The organism is Paenibacillus zeisoli (assembly GCF_003994465.1).
In the GTDB taxonomy this organism is placed as follows: Bacteria; Bacillota; Bacilli; order Paenibacillales; family Paenibacillaceae; genus Fontibacillus; species Fontibacillus zeisoli.
Genome location: NZ_RZNX01000005.1, coordinates 206,998 through 229,283, shown reverse-complemented (window position 1 = coordinate 229,283; position 22,286 = coordinate 206,998). Strand labels below are relative to the sequence as shown.

22 protein-coding genes and 1 pseudogene are annotated in these 22,286 nt (G+C 49.6%); 4 read left to right on the top strand and 19 right to left on the bottom strand.

What is annotated here, in order from left to right; genetic code table 11:
- Nucleotides 1-252: 252 nt before the first annotated feature.
- Genes EJP77_RS13850 through EJP77_RS13835 form a run of 4 tightly spaced genes read right to left on the bottom strand, consistent with a single transcriptional unit; the run spans nt 253 to nt 2,475 of the window.
- Complete coding sequence (locus EJP77_RS13850) at nt 253-651, bottom strand: hypothetical protein (protein ID WP_127199836.1); 399 nt, start codon at nt 649-651, stop codon at nt 253-255.
- 23 nt (nt 652-674) lie between these two features.
- Nucleotides 675-1,487: a DUF817 domain-containing protein gene (locus EJP77_RS13845; RefSeq protein WP_127199835.1), complete on the bottom strand. Its 813-nt coding sequence runs from the start codon at nt 1,485-1,487 to the stop codon at nt 675-677.
- Between the two features lie 22 nt (nt 1,488-1,509).
- Entirely contained in the window at nt 1,510-2,037 is a 528-nt protein-coding gene (locus EJP77_RS13840) for a GNAT family N-acetyltransferase (RefSeq protein WP_342773015.1), read from the bottom strand.
- A gap of 9 nt (nt 2,038-2,046) precedes the next feature.
- Entirely contained in the window at nt 2,047-2,475 is a 429-nt protein-coding gene (locus EJP77_RS13835; protein WP_127199873.1) for a GNAT family N-acetyltransferase, read from the bottom strand.
- 238 nt (nt 2,476-2,713) lie between these two features.
- On the opposite strand from EJP77_RS13835, the gene EJP77_RS13830 reads away from it, so the two are divergent.
- Nucleotides 2,714-3,298: an Ig-like domain-containing protein gene (locus tag EJP77_RS13830; protein ID WP_127199834.1), complete on the top strand. Its 585-nt coding sequence runs from the start codon at nt 2,714-2,716 to the stop codon at nt 3,296-3,298.
- Nucleotides 3,299-3,496: 198 nt separating this feature from the next.
- On the top strand, nt 3,497-4,420 hold the full coding sequence (locus tag EJP77_RS13825) for an AEC family transporter (protein WP_127199833.1): 924 nt from the start codon (nt 3,497-3,499) through the stop codon (nt 4,418-4,420).
- A gap of 75 nt (nt 4,421-4,495) precedes the next feature.
- Here the strand turns inward: EJP77_RS13825 and EJP77_RS13820 are convergent, their stop codons facing one another.
- The 3 genes from EJP77_RS13820 to EJP77_RS13810 form a co-directional block, all read right to left on the bottom strand.
- Nucleotides 4,496-4,957 (bottom strand): hypothetical protein, encoded by a 462-nt coding sequence (locus EJP77_RS13820; RefSeq protein WP_127199832.1) that lies wholly within the window; start codon nt 4,955-4,957, stop codon nt 4,496-4,498.
- The gene (locus EJP77_RS13815) at nt 4,945-5,106 is read right to left on the bottom strand and encodes a GNAT family N-acetyltransferase (RefSeq protein ID WP_425464247.1); all 162 of its coding nucleotides are present in this window, start codon (nt 5,104-5,106) and stop codon (nt 4,945-4,947) included. The genes EJP77_RS13820 and EJP77_RS13815 overlap by 13 nt, the downstream gene beginning before the upstream one ends.
- Nucleotides 5,107-5,196: 90 nt before the next feature.
- A complete protein-coding gene (locus EJP77_RS13810; protein ID WP_281278495.1) occupies nt 5,197-6,417 on the bottom strand; it encodes an MFS transporter in 1,221 nt (406 codons plus the stop codon).
- 166 nt (nt 6,418-6,583) lie between these two features.
- On the opposite strand from EJP77_RS13810, the pseudogene EJP77_RS13805 reads away from it, so the two are divergent.
- Nucleotides 6,584-7,228 (top strand): annotated as a pseudogene (locus EJP77_RS13805) (HAD-IA family hydrolase).
- A gap of 73 nt (nt 7,229-7,301) precedes the next feature.
- Here EJP77_RS13805 and EJP77_RS13800 read toward each other — a convergent pair.
- Nucleotides 7,302-8,144: an aldo/keto reductase gene (locus EJP77_RS13800; RefSeq protein ID WP_127199830.1), complete on the bottom strand. Its 843-nt coding sequence runs from the start codon at nt 8,142-8,144 to the stop codon at nt 7,302-7,304.
- Between the two features lie 210 nt (nt 8,145-8,354).
- On the opposite strand from EJP77_RS13800, the gene EJP77_RS13795 reads away from it, so the two are divergent.
- On the top strand, nt 8,355-8,918 hold the full coding sequence (locus tag EJP77_RS13795) for a PadR family transcriptional regulator (RefSeq protein WP_127199829.1): 564 nt from the start codon (nt 8,355-8,357) through the stop codon (nt 8,916-8,918).
- A gap of 34 nt (nt 8,919-8,952) precedes the next feature.
- On the opposite strand, the gene EJP77_RS13790 is transcribed toward EJP77_RS13795, so the two are convergent.
- The 11 genes from EJP77_RS13790 to sdaAA all read right to left on the bottom strand — a co-directional run bounded on the left by EJP77_RS13790 (nt 8,953) and on the right by sdaAA (nt 22,280).
- Complete coding sequence (locus EJP77_RS13790; RefSeq protein WP_185897345.1) at nt 8,953-9,939, bottom strand: dihydrodipicolinate synthase family protein; 987 nt, start codon at nt 9,937-9,939, stop codon at nt 8,953-8,955.
- Between the two features lie 13 nt (nt 9,940-9,952).
- Entirely contained in the window at nt 9,953-11,248 is a 1,296-nt protein-coding gene (locus tag EJP77_RS13785) for a beta/alpha barrel domain-containing protein (RefSeq protein ID WP_127199827.1), read from the bottom strand.
- A gap of 106 nt (nt 11,249-11,354) precedes the next feature.
- Entirely contained in the window at nt 11,355-12,563 is a 1,209-nt protein-coding gene (locus EJP77_RS13780) for a M20 metallopeptidase family protein (RefSeq protein WP_127199826.1), read from the bottom strand.
- Nucleotides 12,556-13,893, bottom strand: a complete 1,338-nt coding sequence (locus tag EJP77_RS13775; RefSeq protein WP_127199825.1) for a helix-turn-helix domain-containing protein — start codon at nt 13,891-13,893, stop codon at nt 12,556-12,558. Before EJP77_RS13775 ends, EJP77_RS13780 begins: the two co-directional genes overlap by 8 nt.
- A 21-nt stretch (nt 13,894-13,914) precedes the next feature.
- Entirely contained in the window at nt 13,915-14,742 is an 828-nt protein-coding gene (locus EJP77_RS13770) for a sugar phosphate isomerase/epimerase family protein (protein WP_185897344.1), read from the bottom strand.
- Entirely contained in the window at nt 14,729-15,712 is a 984-nt protein-coding gene (locus EJP77_RS13765; protein WP_127199823.1) for a Gfo/Idh/MocA family protein, read from the bottom strand. The genes EJP77_RS13770 and EJP77_RS13765 overlap by 14 nt, the downstream gene beginning before the upstream one ends.
- 21 nt (nt 15,713-15,733) lie before the next feature.
- Complete coding sequence (locus tag EJP77_RS13760) at nt 15,734-16,558, bottom strand: carbohydrate ABC transporter permease (RefSeq protein WP_127199822.1); 825 nt, start codon at nt 16,556-16,558, stop codon at nt 15,734-15,736.
- 34 nt (nt 16,559-16,592) lie between these two features.
- Nucleotides 16,593-17,546 (bottom strand): carbohydrate ABC transporter permease, encoded by a 954-nt coding sequence (locus EJP77_RS13755; protein WP_127199821.1) that lies wholly within the window; start codon nt 17,544-17,546, stop codon nt 16,593-16,595.
- A 162-nt stretch (nt 17,547-17,708) separates the two neighbouring features.
- Complete coding sequence (locus tag EJP77_RS13750; protein WP_127199820.1) at nt 17,709-19,067, bottom strand: ABC transporter substrate-binding protein; 1,359 nt, start codon at nt 19,065-19,067, stop codon at nt 17,709-17,711.
- Nucleotides 19,068-19,304: 237 nt separating this feature from the next.
- Nucleotides 19,305-21,365, bottom strand: coding sequence for an alginate lyase family protein (locus EJP77_RS13745; protein ID WP_127199819.1), 2,061 nt, complete (start codon nt 21,363-21,365; stop codon nt 19,305-19,307).
- Between the two features lie 9 nt (nt 21,366-21,374).
- On the bottom strand, nt 21,375-22,280 hold the full coding sequence (gene sdaAA, locus EJP77_RS13740) for an L-serine ammonia-lyase, iron-sulfur-dependent, subunit alpha (RefSeq protein ID WP_127199818.1): 906 nt from the start codon (nt 22,278-22,280) through the stop codon (nt 21,375-21,377).
- Nucleotides 22,281-22,286: the final 6 nt, after the last annotated feature.

Sequence of the window (22,286 nt, the reverse complement as noted above, 5' to 3'; positions counted from 1 at the left end):
TTTTGCGTGCACGAACTTTGTGCATACGATTGCACTAATATTTATGTGACTATTTTAACGTGTTTACGGCCGTTTGTCGCTAGATTTTATAAAAAAATAAATTGGGAATTCTCATCCCCGTTATCATTACAAAAAGAACCACCGCAGGGCTCATAAGCCATGCAGTGGTTCAGTTAATTGCCTTCATCGTGTCCTTGCCTATTCGCGTTACGAATGACTAACAACCTCCAGCTTTCCTTGCAACCGCAGTGTCTATCTTCTTGGTTCAAACAAGCTCTTAATCAGCGAAAGCCCGCTGATCACACCTAGGAAGAAGTGACCGTTACGACCTATAATATCCGCATAGTATGGGATCTCAGGCATCTTCGTGTAACTGGACAGAAGCACATAAATCAGCAGAATAAAGCTTGGAAGGAATACGGCGATGAACATCGGCTTGTTGAAATTGGATCTGCCCGGCAGACCAAACAGAGCACTCAAATAGATTCCCAGGATGAGCGCAAAGGCTGCACTAACCCACACCACTCTTTTAATATTGAAATCTACTTCCGACTGGTGTGCTACTTCCCCCAAATAATGATTACCATAATAGAGCAGCAGAAGCGCGCCGATGATCCAGATAATATAATACATATAGCCTTTTCTCTTCATAACAACTCTCCCGCAATACAGATTCAGTTAGGCATATCGGCTTCGGACTGCAGGGCCGCCTTGTGATCACTTAGATCACGCTGGCCTTTGACATGCTTTAACTGGGCGACAATGATAAGACTGATGACCACGAGCAGGAACCAGGAACTGATTTTGCCGAGATGGACCATCTGCCAGGCATGCTCTTGATCCGGATAACGCCAAGCCCCAAGCAGGGTTGAGATATTCTCGGCCACCCAGATAAAGAATCCAACCAGCAGAAAAGAGACAACGAGCGGCATCCTTAAGCTTAGCTCCTCAACCTTGAAATAGATCTGTGTCTTATAGAATATGAGACATAACAGCCCAATCAGAACCCATCTATAATCACCTATAAAGTGATGTGTGAAGAAGTTGAGATATATTGCCCCGCTAATCAGCCACGGCAGAACAGGTCCCGGCCAGCCTATAATCCGCAGGTCCATTCGTCTCCAGGCCTGGCAGATATAACTTGCCACACTCGCATACATAAAGCCACTGTAGAGCGGCACACCATAAATTTTGCTCCACCCGGGCTCAGGATAGGACCAGGACCCCATATGTACTTTGTACAGCTCCAAGGCCAGTCCAATAACATGGAAAAGACAGATGACCTTGAGCTCGTCGATCGTCTCCAGACTGAATAACACCATAGCCACCTGAGCTACAATACAGATCATCAGGATCAAATCATACCTGGGTACGTAGGGTACATGGATGACCTTGGTTATGGCCAAAGAGGCAAATATAATCACCGGAAAAATACAGCAGAGTGCCTCTTTCCAGCCAAAAATCCATAATTTACGCCAAAATTTCATTTTTCACCACCACATTACAAATTCACAGCTTGATCATCATATGAATATCTTCGGGTTCAAGCTGGTACAATTCCTCTTCCACCTCAGCAGTCAACCGACTCCCGTAATGGGTGTAGAATTGCACAGCGGACTGGGTTTCGGTAGAAGACACATACAGATATTCAGCCCGACGGCTGATCGCTTCCCGTTTCACTTCGTCCATGATTGTTCTTCCAATGCCCTGTCTCCGGTAAACTCTCGATACATACATCAGATCCACCTGGAGCTGGTTCAGATTCTTGCCACGGAACTTAGAGCCCAGAACCCCAAAGCCGGCCAATCTAGTTCCATCAAATGCACCATAAGCATACCCACCGCCGCGCAGCTGTTCCCGGAACCTTGCCTTCAGCTCTTCCAAGTCAGGCAAATCCCATGTGGGACATTCATGCCCGGCCTGGATCTCTTGGATACGACCTCCCTCTGTCCTGTAAACCTTCTCAATATACTCCGAGCGATCAATATGTGCAATGAATTCCGCATCTTCCATCGTCATTGTTCTATATCTAATCACGTTCTCTTCTTATCCTTTCATTCCGTGTAAGTCCATTTCAAGCAAGATCATATCTCTGCAAGGAATCCCGTTCTCTACTATGGGCTTATCATAATGCTTGATGAAATAATCCCGCAGGACACCTACTATGCGAAATCCATTCTTCTGGTAAAAGGCCAGCTGATCCAGGCTGGAGTTCCCAGTACCTACCTTCAAATAATGATAACCAGCCTGACGGGCAGCATCAATGGTATATTGCAGCAGCCTTGTTCCCAAGCCCTTGCCTTGTGCATCCTCAGCTACAGCGAGGTTAGCGATCTCGGCAGTGTCACCCTGGCGGGGCACAAGTACGCATATCCCTAAGACCTGCTCGTCTTCCAGCAACTTGTAAATGGAACCATTATGTATATAGGTTGCAATCCTTTGTTCATCGGGATCAGCCAGGAGCAGCAGGTCCATCGGCAGAGGTTCGGTATTCAAATGCTCTCGAATAGATATCGTTGAAATTCAGGTTCCCTCCTTACATTCATTGTTCGGTTCAAATTGAATTAATAGCATATATCTCATTATACCATTTCGTAAGATTTCGCACTTAAGTAGGAAAGTAATTCGGAAGAATTAAAGATATAGTACCTGTTATTTATTGGGCTCTAATACCATAATTGTAATATATCAGTACACGAAAGGAGTTATATTCATGACTAAATCGACTTCATACGGACTGACATACAAATCTATCATCTTAGCTGCCGGATTCCTGTTGACCCTGTCTGCATCCGGGGTGAGTTATGCCGCCGAGGAGAACGTCATCAAGTTGGAAAATGAAGTGACCATCAAAACGAGTGTCGTAGTTACCTTCCCTACCCAACCGAACACATCCGGCGGATACACGACGGACCACGGTGAAGGTGGGATGATCAGTCTCCCTAATCCTCCTGGATCAGGAGATACCATTATAGTTGGCGGGGTTAAAGATAATCCGCCTCCTTACACAACTATTCTTGTGTCTACGCCAGGAAGCTTCTCTCTCGATTCAAATGAGTACTCGATTACTGTCGGAGACACGCTCGATACAGTGGCCTTGTTCAAGAGTACCCAGGATTCTGTCCAAACCATTAAGTCACAGGTAATCTATTTCAGTAAGAATCCCGAAATAGCTCAAGTTGACTCGCAAGGGAACATCACAGGAATCCACCCGGGGCTGACTCAAATAACCGCTTGGTATCAAGGACAGCAATTTACAGCACCCGTCCTGGTGGTTAACTCTTATCTCTCACATTAGTTCATATGTAATTGGGTGAACTATTCGGCTTTCTCTTGACAACAAGGCTGCACTAAGTGCAGCCTTGTTTTTTTGTTGAGTCACAATGACCCTCTTTCCTGAAATATCTAATTCATGCCCACCCCCCGGCATGGTATAATGGTCAGCGCCGACAGTCCTGCCAGCAAGATCCCAAGGAAAGAAGATGAATTCATACCCATGATCGCAGACATTCTAGTTCAAGTCGTGCTGCCCATATTTATACTAATCAGTATTGGATCCGTGATGCAGTATATTTTCCGGCTGGATCTCTATACGCTAACCAAGATCAACTTTTATTACATAACCCCCGCGGCGGTCTTTATCAGCATGTACAAATCAGAAATGTCGCCTGCGCTCTTCGGTAATGTGGCCCTGTTCTATACCTTGTATGTATTGATTCTGTACGGAGTCGCTACGCTCGTATCAAGGCAGCGTAAATTCACAAAAGGCATGAAGGCGGCTTTCTCGAACAGTCTGATTATAGACAATGCCGGGAATTACGGACTGCCGATCAACACTTTGGCCTTCAAGGGGGATCCTCTTGCCGGTTCGATACAGGCCCTCATTATGTCGATGAACAGTCTGGTTACATTCACTTATGGGGTCATCTCCATTCAAGGAGCGAAGACGGAAGGTTTATACCGCCATGCGATTAAAGGCTTCTTAAAGATGCCCGTTCCCTATGCCTTGGTGCTGGGACTCTTGATGCATATTTTCAGTGTTCCGCTTCCGATGTTCATCTACCAGCCCCTACAATATGGATACCAGTCCATGGTAGCCATCGCCCTGCTGACGCTCGGGGCACAGATTATCAAGTATCCGCTTAGGCTGGACCGAATCGAGGTCTACTTAAGTGTGGGACTGAGGCTGCTGCTCGCTCCTGCTGTAGGATTTATTCTGATTCTGATTCTCGGTCTTAAAGGGATTCCAGCTCAAGCCCTGCTCATTGCCTCCGGTATGCCAGTTGGCGTTAACACCTCGATTCTGGCTGAGGAATATCAGAATGAACCGGATTTTGCTGCTCAGACGATCTTGATCTCTACTCTGCTCAACGTGATTACTATAACCGGGTTGATTTCCCTGACCCAGTTCGTGGCCTAAAGTAGTTCCGAGTGTTCCCGCATACGCACAGCACAAAAAGAGAGAGAACAGCCCGTTCAGGCCGTTCTCTCTTTTTTATGTGAATCTTCCTTTACGGATAAGCCGTTTCATTCTCCAGTGCCTGTAGGTGAAGAAAGCATAAACTCCCAGGTACGTCGGCAGAGTAATAATTCCATTCCTAACCTCAAGCGTATCTCTAAATAGAACTGCCTGTGGATCCGAATCCGACATTACTTCCATGGTGTGCTGCCAGAACTTGAGGAGCAGACCGTGTTCATCCGTGGATACTCGCTTCGCGGAATGATCTATTCTCTTAAAAAGAATCGTATGATGACCGAGCGGAATACACCCCAACATATACATTTGTAAAGGATACGCGCTTCCTTGGGCCCACCTCTTAGGATAACCACCGCTCACCCTGCTGCGGAAAACCATTAACGGAGCGCTAACCATTTGGAAAGTAGCCGGTGACTGTAAATGCTCCCACATCTTATCCGGCGAAATCCCTTTAATCTTCGACTGCATCACAATCCGCATGCTGAGGTCCACTCCGAGGCCAGAATACCATAGACCACATGATCGATATACCGGTTCCCATTAAGCTCTGCCTGCCGGATGACCCCTTCCTCGGTGAAGCCAAGTCTTACCGGAATGGATCTGCTCTTCTGATTACCATATTTGAACATATGAATCTCCTTAGGCTCAAATGCGGCCTACTCCTTGTGTTTATATAACTTGCCCTATGGATAAATCTTAAGCTGAGCTTCTCCAGCGACTTACACTGCTTCTTGTAGCTCTTTATCTTTAGGCAGGAATACCGTGAGTAGCCCAATCAAAGGCAGGAAGGCACATACCTTCATAACGTTGGTAATGCTTGTTGCGTCCGCATAATGTCCCAGCACAGCTGAACCAATTCCTCCGAGTCCGAAAGCAAGGCCGAAGAAGAGGCCGGACACCAGACCTACTTTACCTGGTAATAGCTCTTGGGCATACACTACAATAATCGAGAATGCCGAGGAAAGGATGAACCCTGCGCACACTACCAGAACGCCAGACCAGAATAGACTGGCATACGGCAGAAGCAGCGAGAACGGTGCTGTGCCAAGAATGGACAACCATATAATGCTTCTTCTTCCATAACGGTCTGCAAGCGGCCCGCCGAAGAAGGTTCCTACAGCTGATGAGGCCAGAAAAGCGAACAAGAACCACTGTGCAGTCTGTTTCGTGATCCCGAACCCATCAATCAGAAAGAACGAATAGAAGTTCGTAATGCTGACCATGTACACGTTCTTGGAGAAGACAAGCAGAACCAGAATTGTCATAGCCGCAATCACCTTTGCTCTGGATAAGGTGCGTCTGCCACCCGCCTGTACTGCAGAAGCTTTCCTTCTTGGCTTCAGTTCCTGAGCGCTGTACCACTTGGCAACCCGGTACTGGATAGCGATAGCGATCAGCGCCGCGATACTGAACCAGATTACGCTGAACTGTCCAAGCGGGACGAAGATCAGCGCGGTCATCAAAGGTCCCAGTGAGCTGCCGAAATTCCCGCCGACCTGAAAGATCGACTGGGCCAGCCCCCGCCGTGGACCTGCCGCCAGATAAGCAACACGGGAGGATTCAGGATGAAATACAGATGAGCCTATACCGATCAGCGTGACTGCGAGCAGAATAAATAAGTAACTTGGAGCGAAAGCCACCAGGACAACGCCCAGCAGCGTAAAGCATACACCGAAAGGAAGTATGTAGGGTCTTGGCCTAAGATCTGAATAAATGCCAACAACCGGTTGCAGAACAGAAGCTGTGATATTCATGGCAAAAGTGATCCAGCCGATCTGTCCATAAGTCAGTGACAACGAATCCTTCAGTACCGGAAAAAGAGCTGGAATGGCCGACTGCATGGCATCATTCAGCAAATGAACTATACTTACAGCAAATAATATTGGAAAAACGGTCGTGCTGTTTACAGCGGACCTCATAGCGGCAGCAGCTTTGCTCACCAGTCTCCCTCCCTTTCTTTTCGTATATAGTTTAAATGGAATCATGCCACATTTTGGGAGCGTTGAAAAGAGAAAATGTAAATTTCACGAAGAAATATACATAACTTTCCTATCAAACCGTTTGTCTTATTAAAGGAAATCATTAAAACTAGAGGTGGAGACGGAAATGAAGCCTTATCTAATCTTTGATTTTGACGGGACGCTCGCCCAGTCCAAAGCATTAACGATTCAGATTTTTAATCAGCTGGGTGTGAAATATGGAGGAAGAAAGATTCAAGACGCATAAATTCCGGCGTTGTCGAATATGTCTATCCCGGAGAGATTGAAAGTGCTGAAGGTGCCTATGTATAAACTTCCGGCCTTGTTAATCGAAGGCAAAAGAGAATACAAGCGAAAAGTCGTGAATCTGGAACCTGTTAGTGGAATTAAAGAGGTATTGATCGAATTGAAAGAGCTGGGATATTCTCTGGGTATCTTATCTTCTAATACGGTGGACAATATTCATAAATTTATAGAAGTTCACCATATGGATTATTTTGATTGTATTCATTCAGCAACCAACTTATTTGGCAAACACAAATCCATCGCAAGCATGGCAAAAAAACTAGGATTAAATACAGATGATATCCTGTACATTGGAGATGAACTGCGCGATATCGAGTCTTGCACCAAAATAAACACCAAAATGATCGCCGTGACTTGGGGATTTGATTCGCTAGAATTACTTACCCAGTCCTCTCCCGACTTTATATGTCATACTCCCGAAGAATTATTACAATTAATTACGCAAGAAATAACGAATCCTACTTAATCAGCAGGAGGCAAAAGTCTCAAAGTAACAGCAAAAGGCTGGAGCAGTGGCTCCAGCCTTTTGTGTAATTGTACTAGAAATTGAAATTGTCCGGATCGGGACCCGTGCGCTCGTTCAGGTTAAGCGAATCTATGGCAGCCATGTCCTCCGGGCTTAATTCAAAGTTGAAGACATCGGCGTTGCCTGTGATCCGATCTTCATGGACCGATTTCGGGATAGTGATGATGTTGTTCTGAAGGTCCCAGCGAAGGACAACCTGGGCCGCCGTTTTCCCGTACTTGTTACCAATCGCTTGGATTGTCTCATCCTTCACCACTTTGCCTTGAGCAAGTGGAGACCAAGCTTCTACCGCAATTCCCTTCTTCGCACAGAAATCACGAATTTCCTTCTGGCTTAAATAAGGATGAAGCTCGATCTGATTCAAGGCCGGAACCACTTGAGCATCCTCCATCAAATCCTCTAAATGATGCACATGGAAGTTGCATACCCCAATGGCCTTGGCTTTGCCATCTTGGTAGATTTTCTCGAGTGCCTTCCAGGTCTCTTTGTATTTGCCTTTAACAGGCCAATGAATCAGGTAAAGATCCACATAATCAAGACCAAGCTTGCTTAAGCTGGCATCGATTGCCGCTAATGTTGACTCGTATCCTTGATCTGCATTCCACACCTTGGTTGTGATGAACAACTCCTCACGCTTGAGTCCATTCTCCTCCAGTGCTTCGCGGATAGCTTGTCCTACGCCTTCCTCGTTCTTATACGCTGCGGCGGTGTCGATACTGCGGTAGCCGTGACGAATTGCGGTCTTCACCGAGCTCAAGACTTCATCGCCTTCTTTGACCTGCCAAACGCCAAGACCAAACCAAGGCATTTCTACTCCGTTGTTTAGCTTGACTGTATCTTGTAAATGGTTGGGCATGGATGTGAATCCTCCTTAGAATGTAATAGCTTAGTTAATTCATAAACATTATAGGAAATCGCGCCCTGAAAGAAAAGAAGGCACATATTTGATACTTACCCAAGCGGGGCTTAATATACCCTATGAAAGGTGTTTTTTATGAATTATACTAATCTTTAGTTCCGTCCATCCAAGGATGAAAATTGTTAAGATCTAGGGGATTGTGAGAGTATGGAGAATTCCGATTATATGCCTTCAGGCAGCGGAAAGAACGAACGGAAAAAGCGTTTTTTCGGACGTGGGGGTGTGAAATATGCTCTGCTAGAGCTGCTCACCCACGGACCTAAACATGGCTATCAAATGATCAAAGCACTTGAGGAAGAATCTGGCGGGATCTATGCACCCAGCCCGGGGTCGATCTATCCGACCCTGAATATGCTGGAGACAAGAAAATTAATCTCTTCTGAAGCGGTGGAAGGAAAGAAAGTATACAGTCTGACCGAATCGGGGCGGCAATTCCTAAACGACATGCCGATTCAAGAGCTGTACGGAGCTTCAGCCTATCGCAAGGAGCTGTACCGGATTGAACGTGAAGGACATGGTAAAGGATTCAAAGACGAGCTGTCAGAGCTGCTGCTGCTCATCGGCAAAGCCGAGAAAGCAACGGTCGGTCATCCTTTCCACTGGGAACGGTTCCGTTCCGCCCTGGATGAGCTTAAGGTGCAGATGAACACCATAGTGGATGACCTGGACCGCTCAAGAGCAATAACACCCAAGAAGAAAGACACCCTCTAGGCCAAGAAAAGTTGAGTGGGTTTGGCTCAGCTGTCTAATACAGTTGGTTGGAAGTTATCGCTTCCCGTAGAATATCGATCTCCTCCTGGCTGATCTCATAACCGGCAAGCTCTCCAGCCGCTTCCTCTGGGATCACGCCAGCAAGCACTAGGCACCACAGCATACGCAAAATATACTTATCCATAGGCGCCACAAATGCAGCTTCAGCGAATCCGTCAATCCGAGCAGATAAATCCATGAATTGATCATAGCGCCTATCTCTATATGCCTGAATCAGATCGGCCTGAATATTAGGGAAGGCGGCTCCAAGCCCAACCAGCGCGCTCTCTGCTCCGCGCATAAGAGAATACCCGAACATCCGGTCCTCTCCGGTGAACAACAGTTTGTCCGGAAAATGAATCCGCATCAGGGAGGAAATGTCCTGCATCGTCATAACGCTGTCGAGTGTGGCCACCTTGATCCCGATTACTTGAGAGAGTTCCATCAATCGCTCAAGCACTTTCAGCGTGTAATTAACTCCGCCGGCTTCTTCGTACAGATAGAACAGAATAAGCGGATAACCTTGATCCGCCAGGCTCTGGTGATAGGCAACAATCGCCTCATCCCGTTCAGCGGGAGGAAGATCGCGGAAGATAACTGGGGGAAATACGAGCAGAGCGTCCGCTCCCCCGTTCATGGCATCGGCAGCCATCTCATGGCTGGACGCGTACCAGCGCTTCACCCTCTCCTCTGCCTTCCAAGCCGGATCGATGAGAGAACCGGAACCAGCAACGATGGCCTGCTCCGGCCCAAGATTAGCTCTCCAGCACCGAAGAACATATTCCCTTTCGGGCCTTGTTAGCTGCAGACCTCTTCCGGTGTGCACCCATAGGGCAACCCCATGTATCCTCTGCGCCGCCATATACTTTGCATAATTCTCATGTGCTTCCACATGTATGGTTCCATCCGCCGAACGCGGAACAGGAACAGCCGGAATCATGCCTCCGGTTAACTGTTCCCTGATCTGCTTATAATCCCGCATGCTTGTTATCCTCCTATACCATGTACAGAAAGTATTCCCTTCCTTTGTTCCTGTACCAGGAAGCCAAATCTCTAAACCGGATAATTCCATCCGGACAATCAATCTCCTGGTGTTCTTTCAGATGCAGCATCCAGGTAATCAATCCCTCTGCGGGGTGAAAATAGAGCTCATGAAGCGCCCGCTCCGTCTTGCTTCCCGTGCGCATTCCAAAGGCTGAGTTCGGCCGCTGGAATATCGTATGCATTTGCACACTTTCCGCGCCCCGAAGCGCATATTCCGCGGCCATCTTACCGGAATGCACATTCCCTGTCCCCGATATCGGAGGGATAGGACTTCTCAGCTTACCCTGAATTTCCAGCTTTCGCAGCCTTGAAAGAATCCTGAGATTACGCGTACTCAGATCCGGTCCCCCATAGGCTGCTCCCTCCTTGCCGAGAAATTTAAGATGTGAATCGTACAACCGATTCGCATACACCACATAATCCGGCCTGGCCCGGCCTTCTTCCAGAAGGGTGCGGACCGATTCCAGCTGAAAGCGGTCATCGAACATCGTGTTCATCAGCTTGATACCAAGCTGAATATCACTCTCGGGAACCGAGGTTTTGATTAGATAAGGGACTTGTCTTAACCACTCAAGCACCGTGTACTTTTGACTGGCCAGACCGGAACCCGCTACCGTAGGACTGAAATCCTTCTCCATTTGGAGCGGTCCAGGCTCCCCGGCTTCCTTCCATACTTTATATAACATCTGAGTTGTATACCGATATTCATCAAGCTGATAACCGGGATCGCTTTGGCTTGGCAGGTGATATTTACATGAGGGAACAATAACGGTTCCGCGGGTTCTTCCTTCTGCCAGGGCGGCCCTGAAGAAATCCAGATAGGCTTTCAAGCTGCCATACCATCCTCTTCCCCTCCAGGTCACATTCCATCCAAGCTCACCCGTCTCCTTGCCGGTGATCTGATTCACCACCATCCGGGTCTCCTTCACCGCCCACTCCTTCATAGACCTGCTCCCATACTGGTTCTCGGCAATGACGGTCTTCAGGACAACAAATCCTAGCCCGGCTTTCGTATCCGCCTTTACTTGCTCCAAATTAACCGACAGCTGTCCAGATGCTTTGCCAAAAGGGTTCCTTATGGACGCAGCACCATACCGTGATGAGACATCTACTCCATAGCGATCCAAAATATATTGTTCAACCTGATCTGGCATGCCTTCCCGGAAACGGTCATAATCCGCTTCAATCCGGGATACCGTCTCTTTGCCGATTAGCGGCCTCGCCGGTAAGATAGGCCCATTCATCATCTTCAACCCCCTGTATGTGATCAAGGTCCTTGAAGACTCTATTCCACACTTTGCTTGCAGTCTCCTGTCCCTTAGGAGGAATTTTACATAGAGTTATCAATTGGAATTATTCACCTGGAATTTGACTCGATTGTAATTCATCCATGATCCTGAGTGTAAAATCTGCCAGAAACGCCGCGCCATGTATTAGAGCCTTCTCGTCAATCGTCATTCGGGGATGATGAAGCGGAAATTCACCTCGCCCGCTGCCTCCGGCACCCACGAGCAGAAAGGCCCCCGGTACCATGTCCATATAATAGGCCATGTCCTCACTTGTCATCTGCGAATGCTGCATCTGAACAATCGCAACCTCATCAGGTGCTTTACTCAATGTCTCTTCTGCCCACAGAATCAGCTTCGGATCGTTCACCGTTGGCGGATAACCATAAATGTAGCTGACCTCAGCACGCCCATTCATTCCCGCCGCCACGCTGCAGGCGAGCTCCTGAATTCGCTTGGCCATACGCTGGCGCGTATCTTCTCGAACCGCACGAACCGTGCCTTTAATCTCCACCCGATCGGCAATAATGTTCGGCAGGCTTCCACCATGGATGGAACCCATGCTGAGCACCACAGGCTCTGCCGGATCACTCTCCCGGCTGATCAACGACTGCAGCGCGGTCATCACATGCGCCGCGACCAGAATCGCGTCGACGCCCTGATGCGGAGCGGCGCCATGCCCGGCAGTCCCATGGACCGTGATGTTCACATGGTCCATGCTTGCCATAATGGTGCCGGGCCGCAGGCCGAAATGGCCGGTCGGCAGATCCGGCCACAAGTGAAGGCCGACAATCGCATCTACCCGGGGCGACTCCAGTGCCCCCGCTTTAATCATATGCCGGGCTCCGCCCAGCATTTCCTCTGCCGGCTGAAAAATAAACTTCACCGCCCCCGCCAGCTCTTCGCGAAGGCCGGTCAAGATTCGGGCTGCGCCCAGCAGCATCGCCATATGCCCATCATGGCCGCAGGCATGCATCCGCCCTTCATGCAGGGAAGCGAAGGGCAGTCCCGTCTGCTCCTGAAGTGGGAGGGCATCCATGTCGGCGCGAAGCGCAACAACCGGGCCGGGCCTGCTTCCTTCGAGCAGCGCCACGATGCCCGTACCGGCAAGCCCGGTCTGCACAGCCAGACCCAGCTTGCCAAGCTCGCCTGCCACATAGGCCGAGGTCAGCACTTCTTCAAAGCCTAGCTCCGGATATTGATGCAAATGACGGCGAATGGCCGTGAGATCTTCACTTAGTGACAGGGCTTTTGTCCAAATGCTCTCTTTATTCATGGCCGGCTCCTTCCAAGGTAATGTGATAAATTTGACGGGGTCTGCCGCGTCCTGCCGGCTGCTCCTCCCCTACAATACGGGCAATCTCGAACTTCTCCAGCACAGCCATGATCCGGCGTGCACTGCGCAGAGTTATGCCGAAGCCTTCAGCCAGCTGGGAAGCCGTGAACGTGGTCGTCCCAAGCCGGTTGCAGAACGACTGCAGCTTGTTGATCGTGCCAACACTGAGGCCTACCTTCTTGGCAATGGACAGAAGCTGCGGATCCTCGCTGCGCACTGAATATTCCAAAATCAGCTCCGAGCCCATAGGTCCATACACAAGACCATCCTGCATGATCAGGAAGCAGTTCCCGCCTCCGCTCAGCTTCGCTTTAAGCAGGGCCTCTCTTGCCTTGCCTTCGGCTTCATTGGCGGTTCGGCCAATTCCGATTCCGATGCTGGCTTTCCACTGAAGCTTCTCCATAATTTCCAGCAAGAGCGGTGCCTCCTGGAACTTCCTCGTCGTCTGCTCAATAATACCCCTTGTCGTAATGAAGGAGACTTCATCCCCATCAGTCCACTTGATTAAAGCCTGTGTCTCTTCTCCGTAATCCAGCAGGATCTGCTGCAGCACAAGTTTTTTGCGCTGAAGCTCATATTCGGAGGCAACTTCCTTGGAAACCTTCATAAAATTATCAATGTTCATAATTCCTACTGCAATCTGGGAGCTGCTGAACTTGAGGCTCTTGGCTTCAAGCAAAGCCCGGTTCAGGGTGTCCCTGATGGAGGAAAGCGTTGGAATCACTCTGTACACAGGAACACCGAGCTGCTTGAGACGCTCATATACCGAGGTAACCGAGGTAACCGTGACTTTTACCTTGCCTTCTTTCCAGAGCTGATGGTGAAAAGAAACCAATTCCTCGGTCTCAATGCCCACTGAATAGGTTTTTACATAAAGCTCGTATTCAGTTATGCCGATTTCCGTTAGCCGCTCCTCAATTTCCTCCCGATCGAGGACATCCACGCTGATCTTAAGCCCGTTATCACCCAGATGAAGAACTTCATCTCGAATGAAATCGAAGAGCACTTTGTATAGCGCTGTACCCGAGTATTGTACGTGAACCATCGGTTTATCTTTGATTAATCCCAGGGCAATCTGATAGGGGATGGGACCAGTGAACAGAAGAATATCCGCCAAGGTTCCCACCTCTGCAGCAAGCTGAAGGGTGTCCTTCTCGTGCTGGTACGCTGCTGGAATCATCGTTAGACCCTCATACTTCGACCCAAGCTCCATTACCGCCTGTACTAAATCCTGTGGACCAATTACGGCGACTTTTAAATTCAGGGTCATGCTGATCACCTCCATGCCTATTTACGAAAGAACATGGTGCAGGTAAGTCTGAATTTCTGCGAGAGAACGACGGGCCAGACTAAGGCATGAATCTCCAAAATACTCAAACGAAATGTATCCATCATATCCAGACGCAAGCAGGTGAGCGATCAGGTGTCTATGCTCGCAATCCCCTTGAAGCACTGGAACAGGCTCACTAAGGTTCCAATTCTGGTGATCCCAGAGGTAATTCTTGAAGTGCACGTGAGATATCCAGGGGTAAAGCTCTGTAAGCACAGGCATGGGATCCTGCCGATCGACATAAAGGTTAAAAGGATCATAGATCAGCTCTACACTTGCGGACCCGGTCTCCTGGGTGAGTGCCCTGATCCGGTCAAGACGGTCAACATACGTGTTGTTATGAATTTCGACCGCAAGCCGGATTCCTGCATCGGCACAACGAGCTGAGGCCTCCCCGAGTCCGTTCATGGTCTGGATCCATTCCTCTGCGCCGGCATGGGCTGAGGGTACATGCCCGGCAAAAGTACGGATTCGCGGGCTGCCTACTCCCTGTGCGAGCTCAGCTGCCCGGCCTATCTGGTTCATATCTTCGCGAATATCCTCCGCACTCTTGGAGAAATACGCATAAGAGGCTATGGCTGGAACTTGAAGCCCACGGGCCATAAGAAGCTCCCGGGCCTCCTCCAAGGTTCCACCTTGGCCAAGGAAGTCTTCAAGATGCTGAGACCACAGCTCTACTCCGTCCAGAGAGAGACTCTGGGCCGCATCAAGCACTTCAAGAAATGACTTGGATTTCAGTCCGGTCGAGCAGATGCTGTACTTCCACCCCGGAGATTTAGATTGTTTCAAGGAACTGTTCCCCTCCTTGCGCATCCGAAGCATATATGGCTTCTATAGCCGCAATGACGGTTCTGGCGTATGCACCGGAGCTCTCCGGCTCCTGTCCGGAATTGATCCCCTCGAGTAAATCTCTGAACTGGAGAACAAAGGGGTCTTCCTGTACCTCCAGCGGGGACTGCTCATACTGTCCATTTCGCGAGATCCACAGTCCTTTTCCAGAGATAAGCCTGGCCATTCCTTGAGTGAAGATCAGGTCTGTAGTGTCTACGGATACACCTTCATAACCAGACTGAACAATAGTGGCGGACAGGCCATCTGTTGTCTGCAGGAAGACCATTCCGCTGCCTTCCACATCGCCTTTAGAGCCGTAGTAACTTAATGCTGCACGGATACGGGCAACCCGGCTTCCGGTAATAAACTGGATTTTGTCGATCGAGTGGGCGCCCAGATTCATCATAATTCCTCCTCCCGACTTGGCCTTCTCAAAGAACCAGTCGGGGCGGTCGTCCTTGTAATAATGAAGATGGCGGGTATCCTGGATGGCGATAAGCTCTCCAAGCTCGCCCCTCTGGATCAGCTTCTTCGCCTGTATATTCGCAGGAAGGTAGTGCTGGGTATGGCCGACAAGGAGGGTGATCCCGGCGGATTCCGCGGCTTCCAGAATCTCGTCGCACTCCTTCACATTAAGAGCCATCGGCTTCTCAAGAAGGAGGTGACAGCCCTTGGAGCAGCACCAGACTGCGATCTCCCGGTGCAGGTAATGCGGGACCGCAATGACTACGATATCCGGCTTTTCCACCAGCACCATTTCACGGTAATCCGTATATGGAGTTATGGCATACTCCTGAGCGAGTGTGGTACCTTTCGACAGATCGGGATCCGCCACGGCAACGGCCGTCATCTCAGGCAACTGGCGGATGGCATCCAGATGGTTCCGTGAAATAATACCTCCACCGATTATGGCTGCCTTGTAGCTCATGGGGTGTTCCTCCCTTCAGTTCTACTTGATCCCTGCAGAATTGCTGCCCTGGACAAAATATTTCTCCGCGAACAGGAACACCAGCAGGATCGGCACGAGACTCAACATTGCAGCGGCAACCACGTACTGCTCGCTCCCGTTATATTGACCACCCAGAGACAGAATCCCGATCGGGAGAGTAAAGTTCTCTTTGGAGGTCAGGAAGATCGCCGGCGACAGAATCTCATTCCATTTCGTCATGAAGGTGAATACCGCAAGTGTGGCGAAGGTCGGCTTGCACATAGGCATGAAGATTCTCCAGTAAATCTGGAACGGATTGCAGCCGTCCAGCTTGGCGGATTCCTCATAGTCCTTCGGAATAGCAAGGAAAGCCTGGCGCATCAGGAAGATTCCAAAAGGCTGGGCGAGCCATTCAAGCAGCCATAGAGGTGTCAGCGTATCAAGCATCGACAGATTTTTGAAGATAACGAACTGGGGAATAATCAGAACGACAGGTGGAATCATCATCGTTCCCAGCACCACCATGAACAGCGAATTCCGGAACGGGAACTCAATTCTCGCAAAAGCATAGGCCACCATGGAGCAGGAGATCAGCGCTCCGATGACAGATAGTACGGTGACAATCGCGCTGTTCATCGTATACTGTCCGAACGGGCCCAGCTTCCATACCTCGCTGTAGTTGCTCCACTGTACCGGATTCGGAATCCACTTCGGAGGAACAGCCGTGTACTGGGCATAATTCTTGAGTGAATTGAAGACTGTCGACAGGAATGGCACGAACATGATCAGCGAGCTGATCGTAATGATGATATAACTAACGGATTTGCGGAGCTTATATCGATTCATCTGGGGCAACCTCCCTCACAAATGTTCTCGTCGCTTATTCATAGTGCACCCACTTCTTCTGCAGGGTGACCTGTACGATCGTAAGAATAAACAGCAGCACGAACAGCACCCAGGCGATCGCGGAAGCATAACCCATCCTCAGGAAAGAGAAGCCTTCGCGGTACAGATAGATCATGAGCACAAGGCTTGAATTGTTAGGGCCGCCCGCAGCCGTAGCATCCTGTGCTCCACCCGTCATGACATAGATCTGCTCAAATGCCTGGAAGGTGGAGATCGTACTGAGCACAACAACCAGAAAAGTGGTTCCCGAGATCAGAGGAACTGTGATATTCATGAATTTCCTGAAGGTTCCGGCTCCATCAATCTCTGCGGCTTCGTATACGTCCGAGGGCACATTTTGCAGCCCTGCCAGGAAAATCACCATAATGTAGCCGATCCCTTTCCAAACCGCAATGAGCACCAGAAGCGGGATCACCAGATGCGGATCCTGGAGCCATGTCTGCGGTTCAAGGCCCATCCGGTTCAGGAAATCATTCGCCAGACCAAACCGCGTATTGAAGAACGCATCCGACACATACAGAATAACGGTCCAGGAAGAAATAACCGGGAGGAAGTGGGCCAGTCTGAACAGCTTGAGTCCTCTAAGCTTCTGATTAAGCGCCGTCGCCAGAATCAGGGCAAAGATCGTCTGAAGCGGAACGAACAGGACTGCAAAATATAACGTATTTCCAAGTGCCTTCCAGAAGATCTCCTCATTGAACAGCTTCGTATAATTCTCGAGCCCCGTCCATTTCGGCGGGTTAAGGATATCGTATTCCGAGAAGCTGAAGTACAGGGAGGCTAGCAGCGAACCGAGAACAAACACAACAAAGTGAACAAGATAGGGGGCGACCATCACAAGGCCCCATTTTCCGTCGGAATTTAATTTCTTTCTACGCTTGCGGACCACATTCTTGACTTCCGTATGCGCAAGTTCCGTATTTCCCATCACGATCCCCTCACTTTCTCCAGAGATCCGGCTTTCATGGCAGCGCCGGAAGACCGGTGGAGTTATATGGACAAATGCTATAGCGTCTTCTTTCTAAATGGATACGGGCAGCCCTGTCACATGAAGTGGACAGGACCGCCTATACCCGCTCCGGGAGAGCTGTTATTTCTTCTTGTAGAATTCGTCAAGTACCTGCTGCACATCTTTGTCAGCGGTGCTGAGTGCCTGATCTACCGGAATTTCGCCCTGGAACGCACGGTTAATACTGTCATTGAATTTACCTACCCACTCACTCCATACTGCATTAACATCCAGGGTACCCGCAAAATCAAAGCTATCGAGGAATGCTTTCTTGTTGGCTGGCTTGCCGTTCAGGAACTGATCGGAATTGGCAACAGATTTCTTAACGGGTACAGCCTCCCCAAGTGAAGCCCATTCCTTCTGAGCTTCATCTGTAGTAGCCCAGAATTTCACCCATTCCCAAGCCGCATCACCAATTTGGTTCTCTGCCTTCTTGTTAATCACCCAGCTGTTAGCGATTACCGGGGAGAAACGTTTGCCGTCAGGACCTTTTGGCAGCAGGGTAACATCATAGTTCAGACCTGCATTATTGGCATCCATCGTCCGGGCGTAGATCCCGATCCGCATGGCGGCTGCCTTACTCGGGAATGGGGCCATATTGCTCTGGAAGCTCTTCAAATCAGCTGGAGTTGGAAGCAGGTGACGATTCATACCATCCACGATCCAGTCGAGCGCCTTCTTGTTCTCCGGAGAGTTAATAATCGACTTTTGCAGAGTTGGATCAAGAACTCCGCCGCCAAAAGATTTCAGGACAGGCATCCAGCCTTCCGTAATACTGAAGAAGGTTAATCCATACTGCTTCACTTTCTTGCCATCGAACGCCGCATCTGTAGCATATTTACCATTGGTGTCTAGCGTAAGCTTCTCAGCTGCGGCCTTCAGATCATCCCAAGTCCAGTCCGTAGTCGGATAAGCAACCTTGGCCGCATCGAACAAGTCTTTGTTATAATAGAGAACTCCAATCTGGATTCCCTGTGGTACGCCCCAATACTTGCCGTTCACGTCTTTATTGAAATCCAGGCCGTAGTAGTCATCATGTTTCAAGTCTTTGCCGATGAGGTCGGTAAGATCTTTAAGGGCTCCGCGTTCAGCATATTTAGGGACAAGTACCCCATCTGACAGCCATACATCGGGTGCGTTACCTGCCGCAATCTGGGTATCCAGCTTTTGGAAAAACTGTCCGTAAGGTGCGGATTCGGTCTTCACTTTGATGTTCGGGTGGGAATCCTGGAACTTCTTGACCAGCTCCTGCATCTTGGCGTCGGTCTGAGCAGAGGAATAGTAGCCGAGTCTCAATTCCACCTGTTCTTGTTTTTTGTCTCCAGGAGAAACTTCACCTTCCTCCTTCTTAGTACTTCCCGAGCATGCTGACAAAAGGATGGAAGATAACATAAGCACAGCAAGTATCAAAGCTCCCCTTTTGAATGCCAGATGTTTCATGATAAGCCCCCTTAATCAAATTTATAAACAAAAGTAATCACATCTGATGTCAGCAATTACTTTCTTTTATATTCATAAAACTACCCAGTTCATTCTTATTGGTCAACGTCCTTAATAAGACCGAATTTGCGCCGAGAATATGGGAGATTAATCCATTCTGTTAGATGAAGCGCTTCCATAAATGAGCCAAACAATGCGGGAGAAGCAGCTAGCTTCTATCCGCGGGTGAATAATAGATTATATTTTCAAGATCAAGCTTTCTAAAGGTTTATTTGACTTCTTGCGGACGGCCAAGACCTCGCCCGTCAGGTGGACACCTGCGAACTGATATCCCTTCGGACCCTGATGGGAAATGAGGAGGGTATCCACTGTATCATCCCGTACAATTTCGACCACAGTTGCCAAATCAGTATCCACCTGCCGGCCATAACTGTCCTCGCAGCTTCCATATCTTACTTGAAGGCTGGTCTGTTCATCAGGTCTCTCGGGATAGAACAGTGTAACGAACCGGGTCACACCCTGACCGGATTGCTGAAGTACTGCTTTCACAGCGGGGGTCTTCTCGTTATAATTTCTGGACACCCACGAAGATTCAAACCTGATTTGAACCGGCGTAACGGGAATGATTCTCAGAGAGGGGCCAGCACAAGAACCATGCTGCTCGGCTGAAGCAATAATCTCCTTCGGATCCTGCAGCTCGGTCAGTGTCATTCCCTCGGCAAAATGCAGGGGAAGCTCATACTCATGCTCGCCATGAGAACGAAGAGTATCGACTACAACCCAGTAATCCGGCTTCATGAATACAATCTGCCGCTTGATCTGAACAGGCTGCCCAAGTCTCCAATATCCATCGTGACCTGCTTCAGCATAGTCAAATGAAGAGCTGCTTCGCCATACGCTGCCGAGCGGATTGGCTTCCTCTTTCCACCTCCATGAATCCACATATTCCGAGATCGTCCTGCCGTCTACTGAGATAGTGTTGTGCTGCAGGGACTCTTTGAAATACCGCCGATCCTCGTTCTCCATATACGTACAGCGACCCGGATCAACCAGAAATTCTTGGCCGTAGGCGGATAAGCTGAAATGAAGCAGATCGTCATGGCCATGTGCCCGAATTACATCCATATGGCCTGCATCGAAGAGTAAGTATTTGGAGTCAGGTGACCAATCACTGCGCATGAACATATAACCGCTGTCTTCCAGCAGAGTGGAGCAGAAAGCGGGCTCCGCGGCTATCAGTTCTTCATAACGGTGGTAACCGTCACTGCCGAAATACCAAATGCCTTCATAATCCAGATGCTCGTAGCCCTGGCTCTTCAGATCCCCACGCCCGTAAAGACAGGCTCCCCGGCTAAGAACATCCCTTACATCCGTTCCATCACTATCTCCAAGCATAGGCTGATGCCCATCAGGCTGGACAAAGGAAAGTGTAGCTGTGTACATTCGGTCCAAGGTCTGCCGAAGCGGGTCTGGAAGCTGAATCCCGTTCACCTCACTGAGCCATACGGATTCAAAGATGCAATGAAGAACCTCGTGGTGATACATCGTGCACTGCTCATTGTGCATCCCGTCACCAAATACCTGAATGGGGGCCATTTCAGACAATCGATGTGCCGCTGTTTTGAGCCACTCCGCAGACTCTTCAAACTCGGGGAACAGCAGGGCCAACTGGAACAAGCCATTGGTCTCGAGATATCCCCAGTTGCTTTGTCTGTCATGAGTAGTATATGCACGGTTTAGGTATATGCCATGCAGGTGTACCGCTTCCTTGAAGAGATTCTCCTCCTCCTCTGTCCAGAGCGGAGAGGAGCGGACACAGAAATAGCCTTTTAACCAATGTGTAATCCTTATTCCGCTGTCCAGCTTCCGCCAGGTATCCTTCACATTAAAGGCTCTGCCGGCGCTGGCCTCGAGCTCCTCAAGAGAAAGAGGATTCTGCCTGATCCAATCCTTCATCAGCCGGATATACGCGGACACATACCGATCTTCATTCGTCAGCCAGTAAGCCTGCCCGAGCTCGCTCATATATCTGGCACGATTCAGCATGACAAGCCACTCCAAATCATCGTGATGACGATAATTCCAATTGATCTCGTCCTGGAAGCTCACGGGTTCCGTACATCGTTCCATATCCCATCGATGGGTGAAGATAAACGTATTCTCACAGGCCAAATTGGATCGGTGCAGCACTTCCTTGACTTCTTCTGGCCAGTTCCTGAGACAGGTGGACACGATAAACTCCTTATCTTCTTGTGACCAGTAGAATCGTGGGCTATGGGTCTTATTCTGAGTATTCACTTGGCTCGACTACTCCTCTCTGATTGATCCTGAGGGCGGCGGATCACCAAATAATCGATCCTTGATCTTCCTGCCGGTTGGCGTGTCAGCAAGCCCGCCCATGGCGGTCTCCTTCAGTGTATTTGGCATCGCCTGACCAATCCGGTACATAGCTGCAATTACCTCGTCGGCAGGGATCACGCTCCTCACCCCTGCCAGCGCCAAATCTGCAGCCACCAGTGCGTTCGCTGCACCCATGGCATTGCGCATTACACAAGGTACCTCGACCAGTCCCGCGACGGGATCGCACACCAATCCGAGCGTATTCTTCAAGGCTATGGCAACAGCCTCGGCCGACTGTTCCGGCGTGCCGCCAGCTAATTCAACTACAGCACCAGCTGCCATCGCAGAAGCTGATCCAACCTCAGCCTGGCACCCGCCTGCAGCACCTGAAATAAAAGACTGGTTCGCGATGACCATCCCGATGGCTCCTGAGGTGAACAGGAAGCGAACCATCTCCTCCCGGCTAACCCCAAGCTCAGGCGCTAACCCGAATAAACATCCGGGTATCACGCCACAGGCACCAGCCGTCGGGGTCGCTACAATCGTGCCCATCGCAGCGTTGACTTCATTGGTTGCAATAGCCCGGCTAACGGCATTTAACATTTTTCTGCCAGATACCGTATTTCCGCCTGCAGCATAAGCGTGAAGCCTCTTGCCTTCCCCGCCTGTCAGACCACTGTGCGAACGAATATCCTCGGTGAGTCCGCGTTCGACTGCCTGCTCCATGGTCTCCAAATGAGCCAGCATCCGGCTGATCACATGTTCGCGGGTATGATCAGAAGCCGCCATCTCCTCCCGGATCATGACTTCAGAGATCGAGACTCCGGCATGCACTGCTAGCTGGACCAACTGTTCGATTGTCTTGAATTCCATGGCAGC

Bases quoted from the DNA above. Each gene is read 5' to 3' on its own strand.
- EJP77_RS13845 (WP_127199835.1), bottom strand. From the start codon at position 1,487: ATGAAATTTTGGCGTAAATTATGGATTTTTGGCTGGAAAGAGGCACTC.
- EJP77_RS13775 (WP_127199825.1), bottom strand. From the start codon at position 13,893: ATGACCCTGAATTTAAAAGTCGCCGTAATTGGTCCACAGGATTTAGTA.
- EJP77_RS13815 (WP_425464247.1), bottom strand. From the start codon at position 5,106: ATGTTCAAATATGGTAATCAGAAGAGCAGATCCATTCCGGTAAGACTT.
- EJP77_RS13780 (WP_127199826.1), bottom strand. From the start codon at position 12,563: ATGAATAAAGAGAGCATTTGGACAAAAGCCCTGTCACTAAGTGAAGAT.
- EJP77_RS13765 (WP_127199823.1), bottom strand. From the start codon at position 15,712: ATGAGCTACAAGGCAGCCATAATCGGTGGAGGTATTATTTCACGGAAC.
- EJP77_RS13850 (WP_127199836.1), bottom strand. From the start codon at position 651: ATGAAGAGAAAAGGCTATATGTATTATATTATCTGGATCATCGGCGCG.
- EJP77_RS13760 (WP_127199822.1), bottom strand. From the start codon at position 16,558: ATGAATCGATATAAGCTCCGCAAATCCGTTAGTTATATCATCATTACG.
- EJP77_RS13825 (WP_127199833.1), top strand. From the start codon at position 3,497: ATGATCGCAGACATTCTAGTTCAAGTCGTGCTGCCCATATTTATACTA.
- EJP77_RS13800 (WP_127199830.1), bottom strand. From the start codon at position 8,144: ATGCCCAACCATTTACAAGATACAGTCAAGCTAAACAACGGAGTAGAA.
- EJP77_RS13830 (WP_127199834.1), top strand. From the start codon at position 2,714: ATGACTAAATCGACTTCATACGGACTGACATACAAATCTATCATCTTA.
- EJP77_RS13755 (WP_127199821.1), bottom strand. From the start codon at position 17,546: ATGGGAAATACGGAACTTGCGCATACGGAAGTCAAGAATGTGGTCCGC.
- EJP77_RS13820 (WP_127199832.1), bottom strand. From the start codon at position 4,957: ATGCGGATTGTGATGCAGTCGAAGATTAAAGGGATTTCGCCGGATAAG.
- EJP77_RS13835 (WP_127199873.1), bottom strand. From the start codon at position 2,475: ATGGACCTGCTGCTCCTGGCTGATCCCGATGAACAAAGGATTGCAACC.
- EJP77_RS13790 (WP_185897345.1), bottom strand. From the start codon at position 9,939: ATGCGGGATTATAAGCAGATCAGGGAACAGTTAACCGGAGGCATGATT.
- sdaAA (WP_127199818.1), bottom strand. From the start codon at position 22,280: ATGGAATTCAAGACAATCGAACAGTTGGTCCAGCTAGCAGTGCATGCC.
- EJP77_RS13785 (WP_127199827.1), bottom strand. From the start codon at position 11,248: ATGATGAATGGGCCTATCTTACCGGCGAGGCCGCTAATCGGCAAAGAG.
- EJP77_RS13795 (WP_127199829.1), top strand. From the start codon at position 8,355: ATGGAGAATTCCGATTATATGCCTTCAGGCAGCGGAAAGAACGAACGG.
- EJP77_RS13750 (WP_127199820.1), bottom strand. From the start codon at position 19,067: ATGAAACATCTGGCATTCAAAAGGGGAGCTTTGATACTTGCTGTGCTT.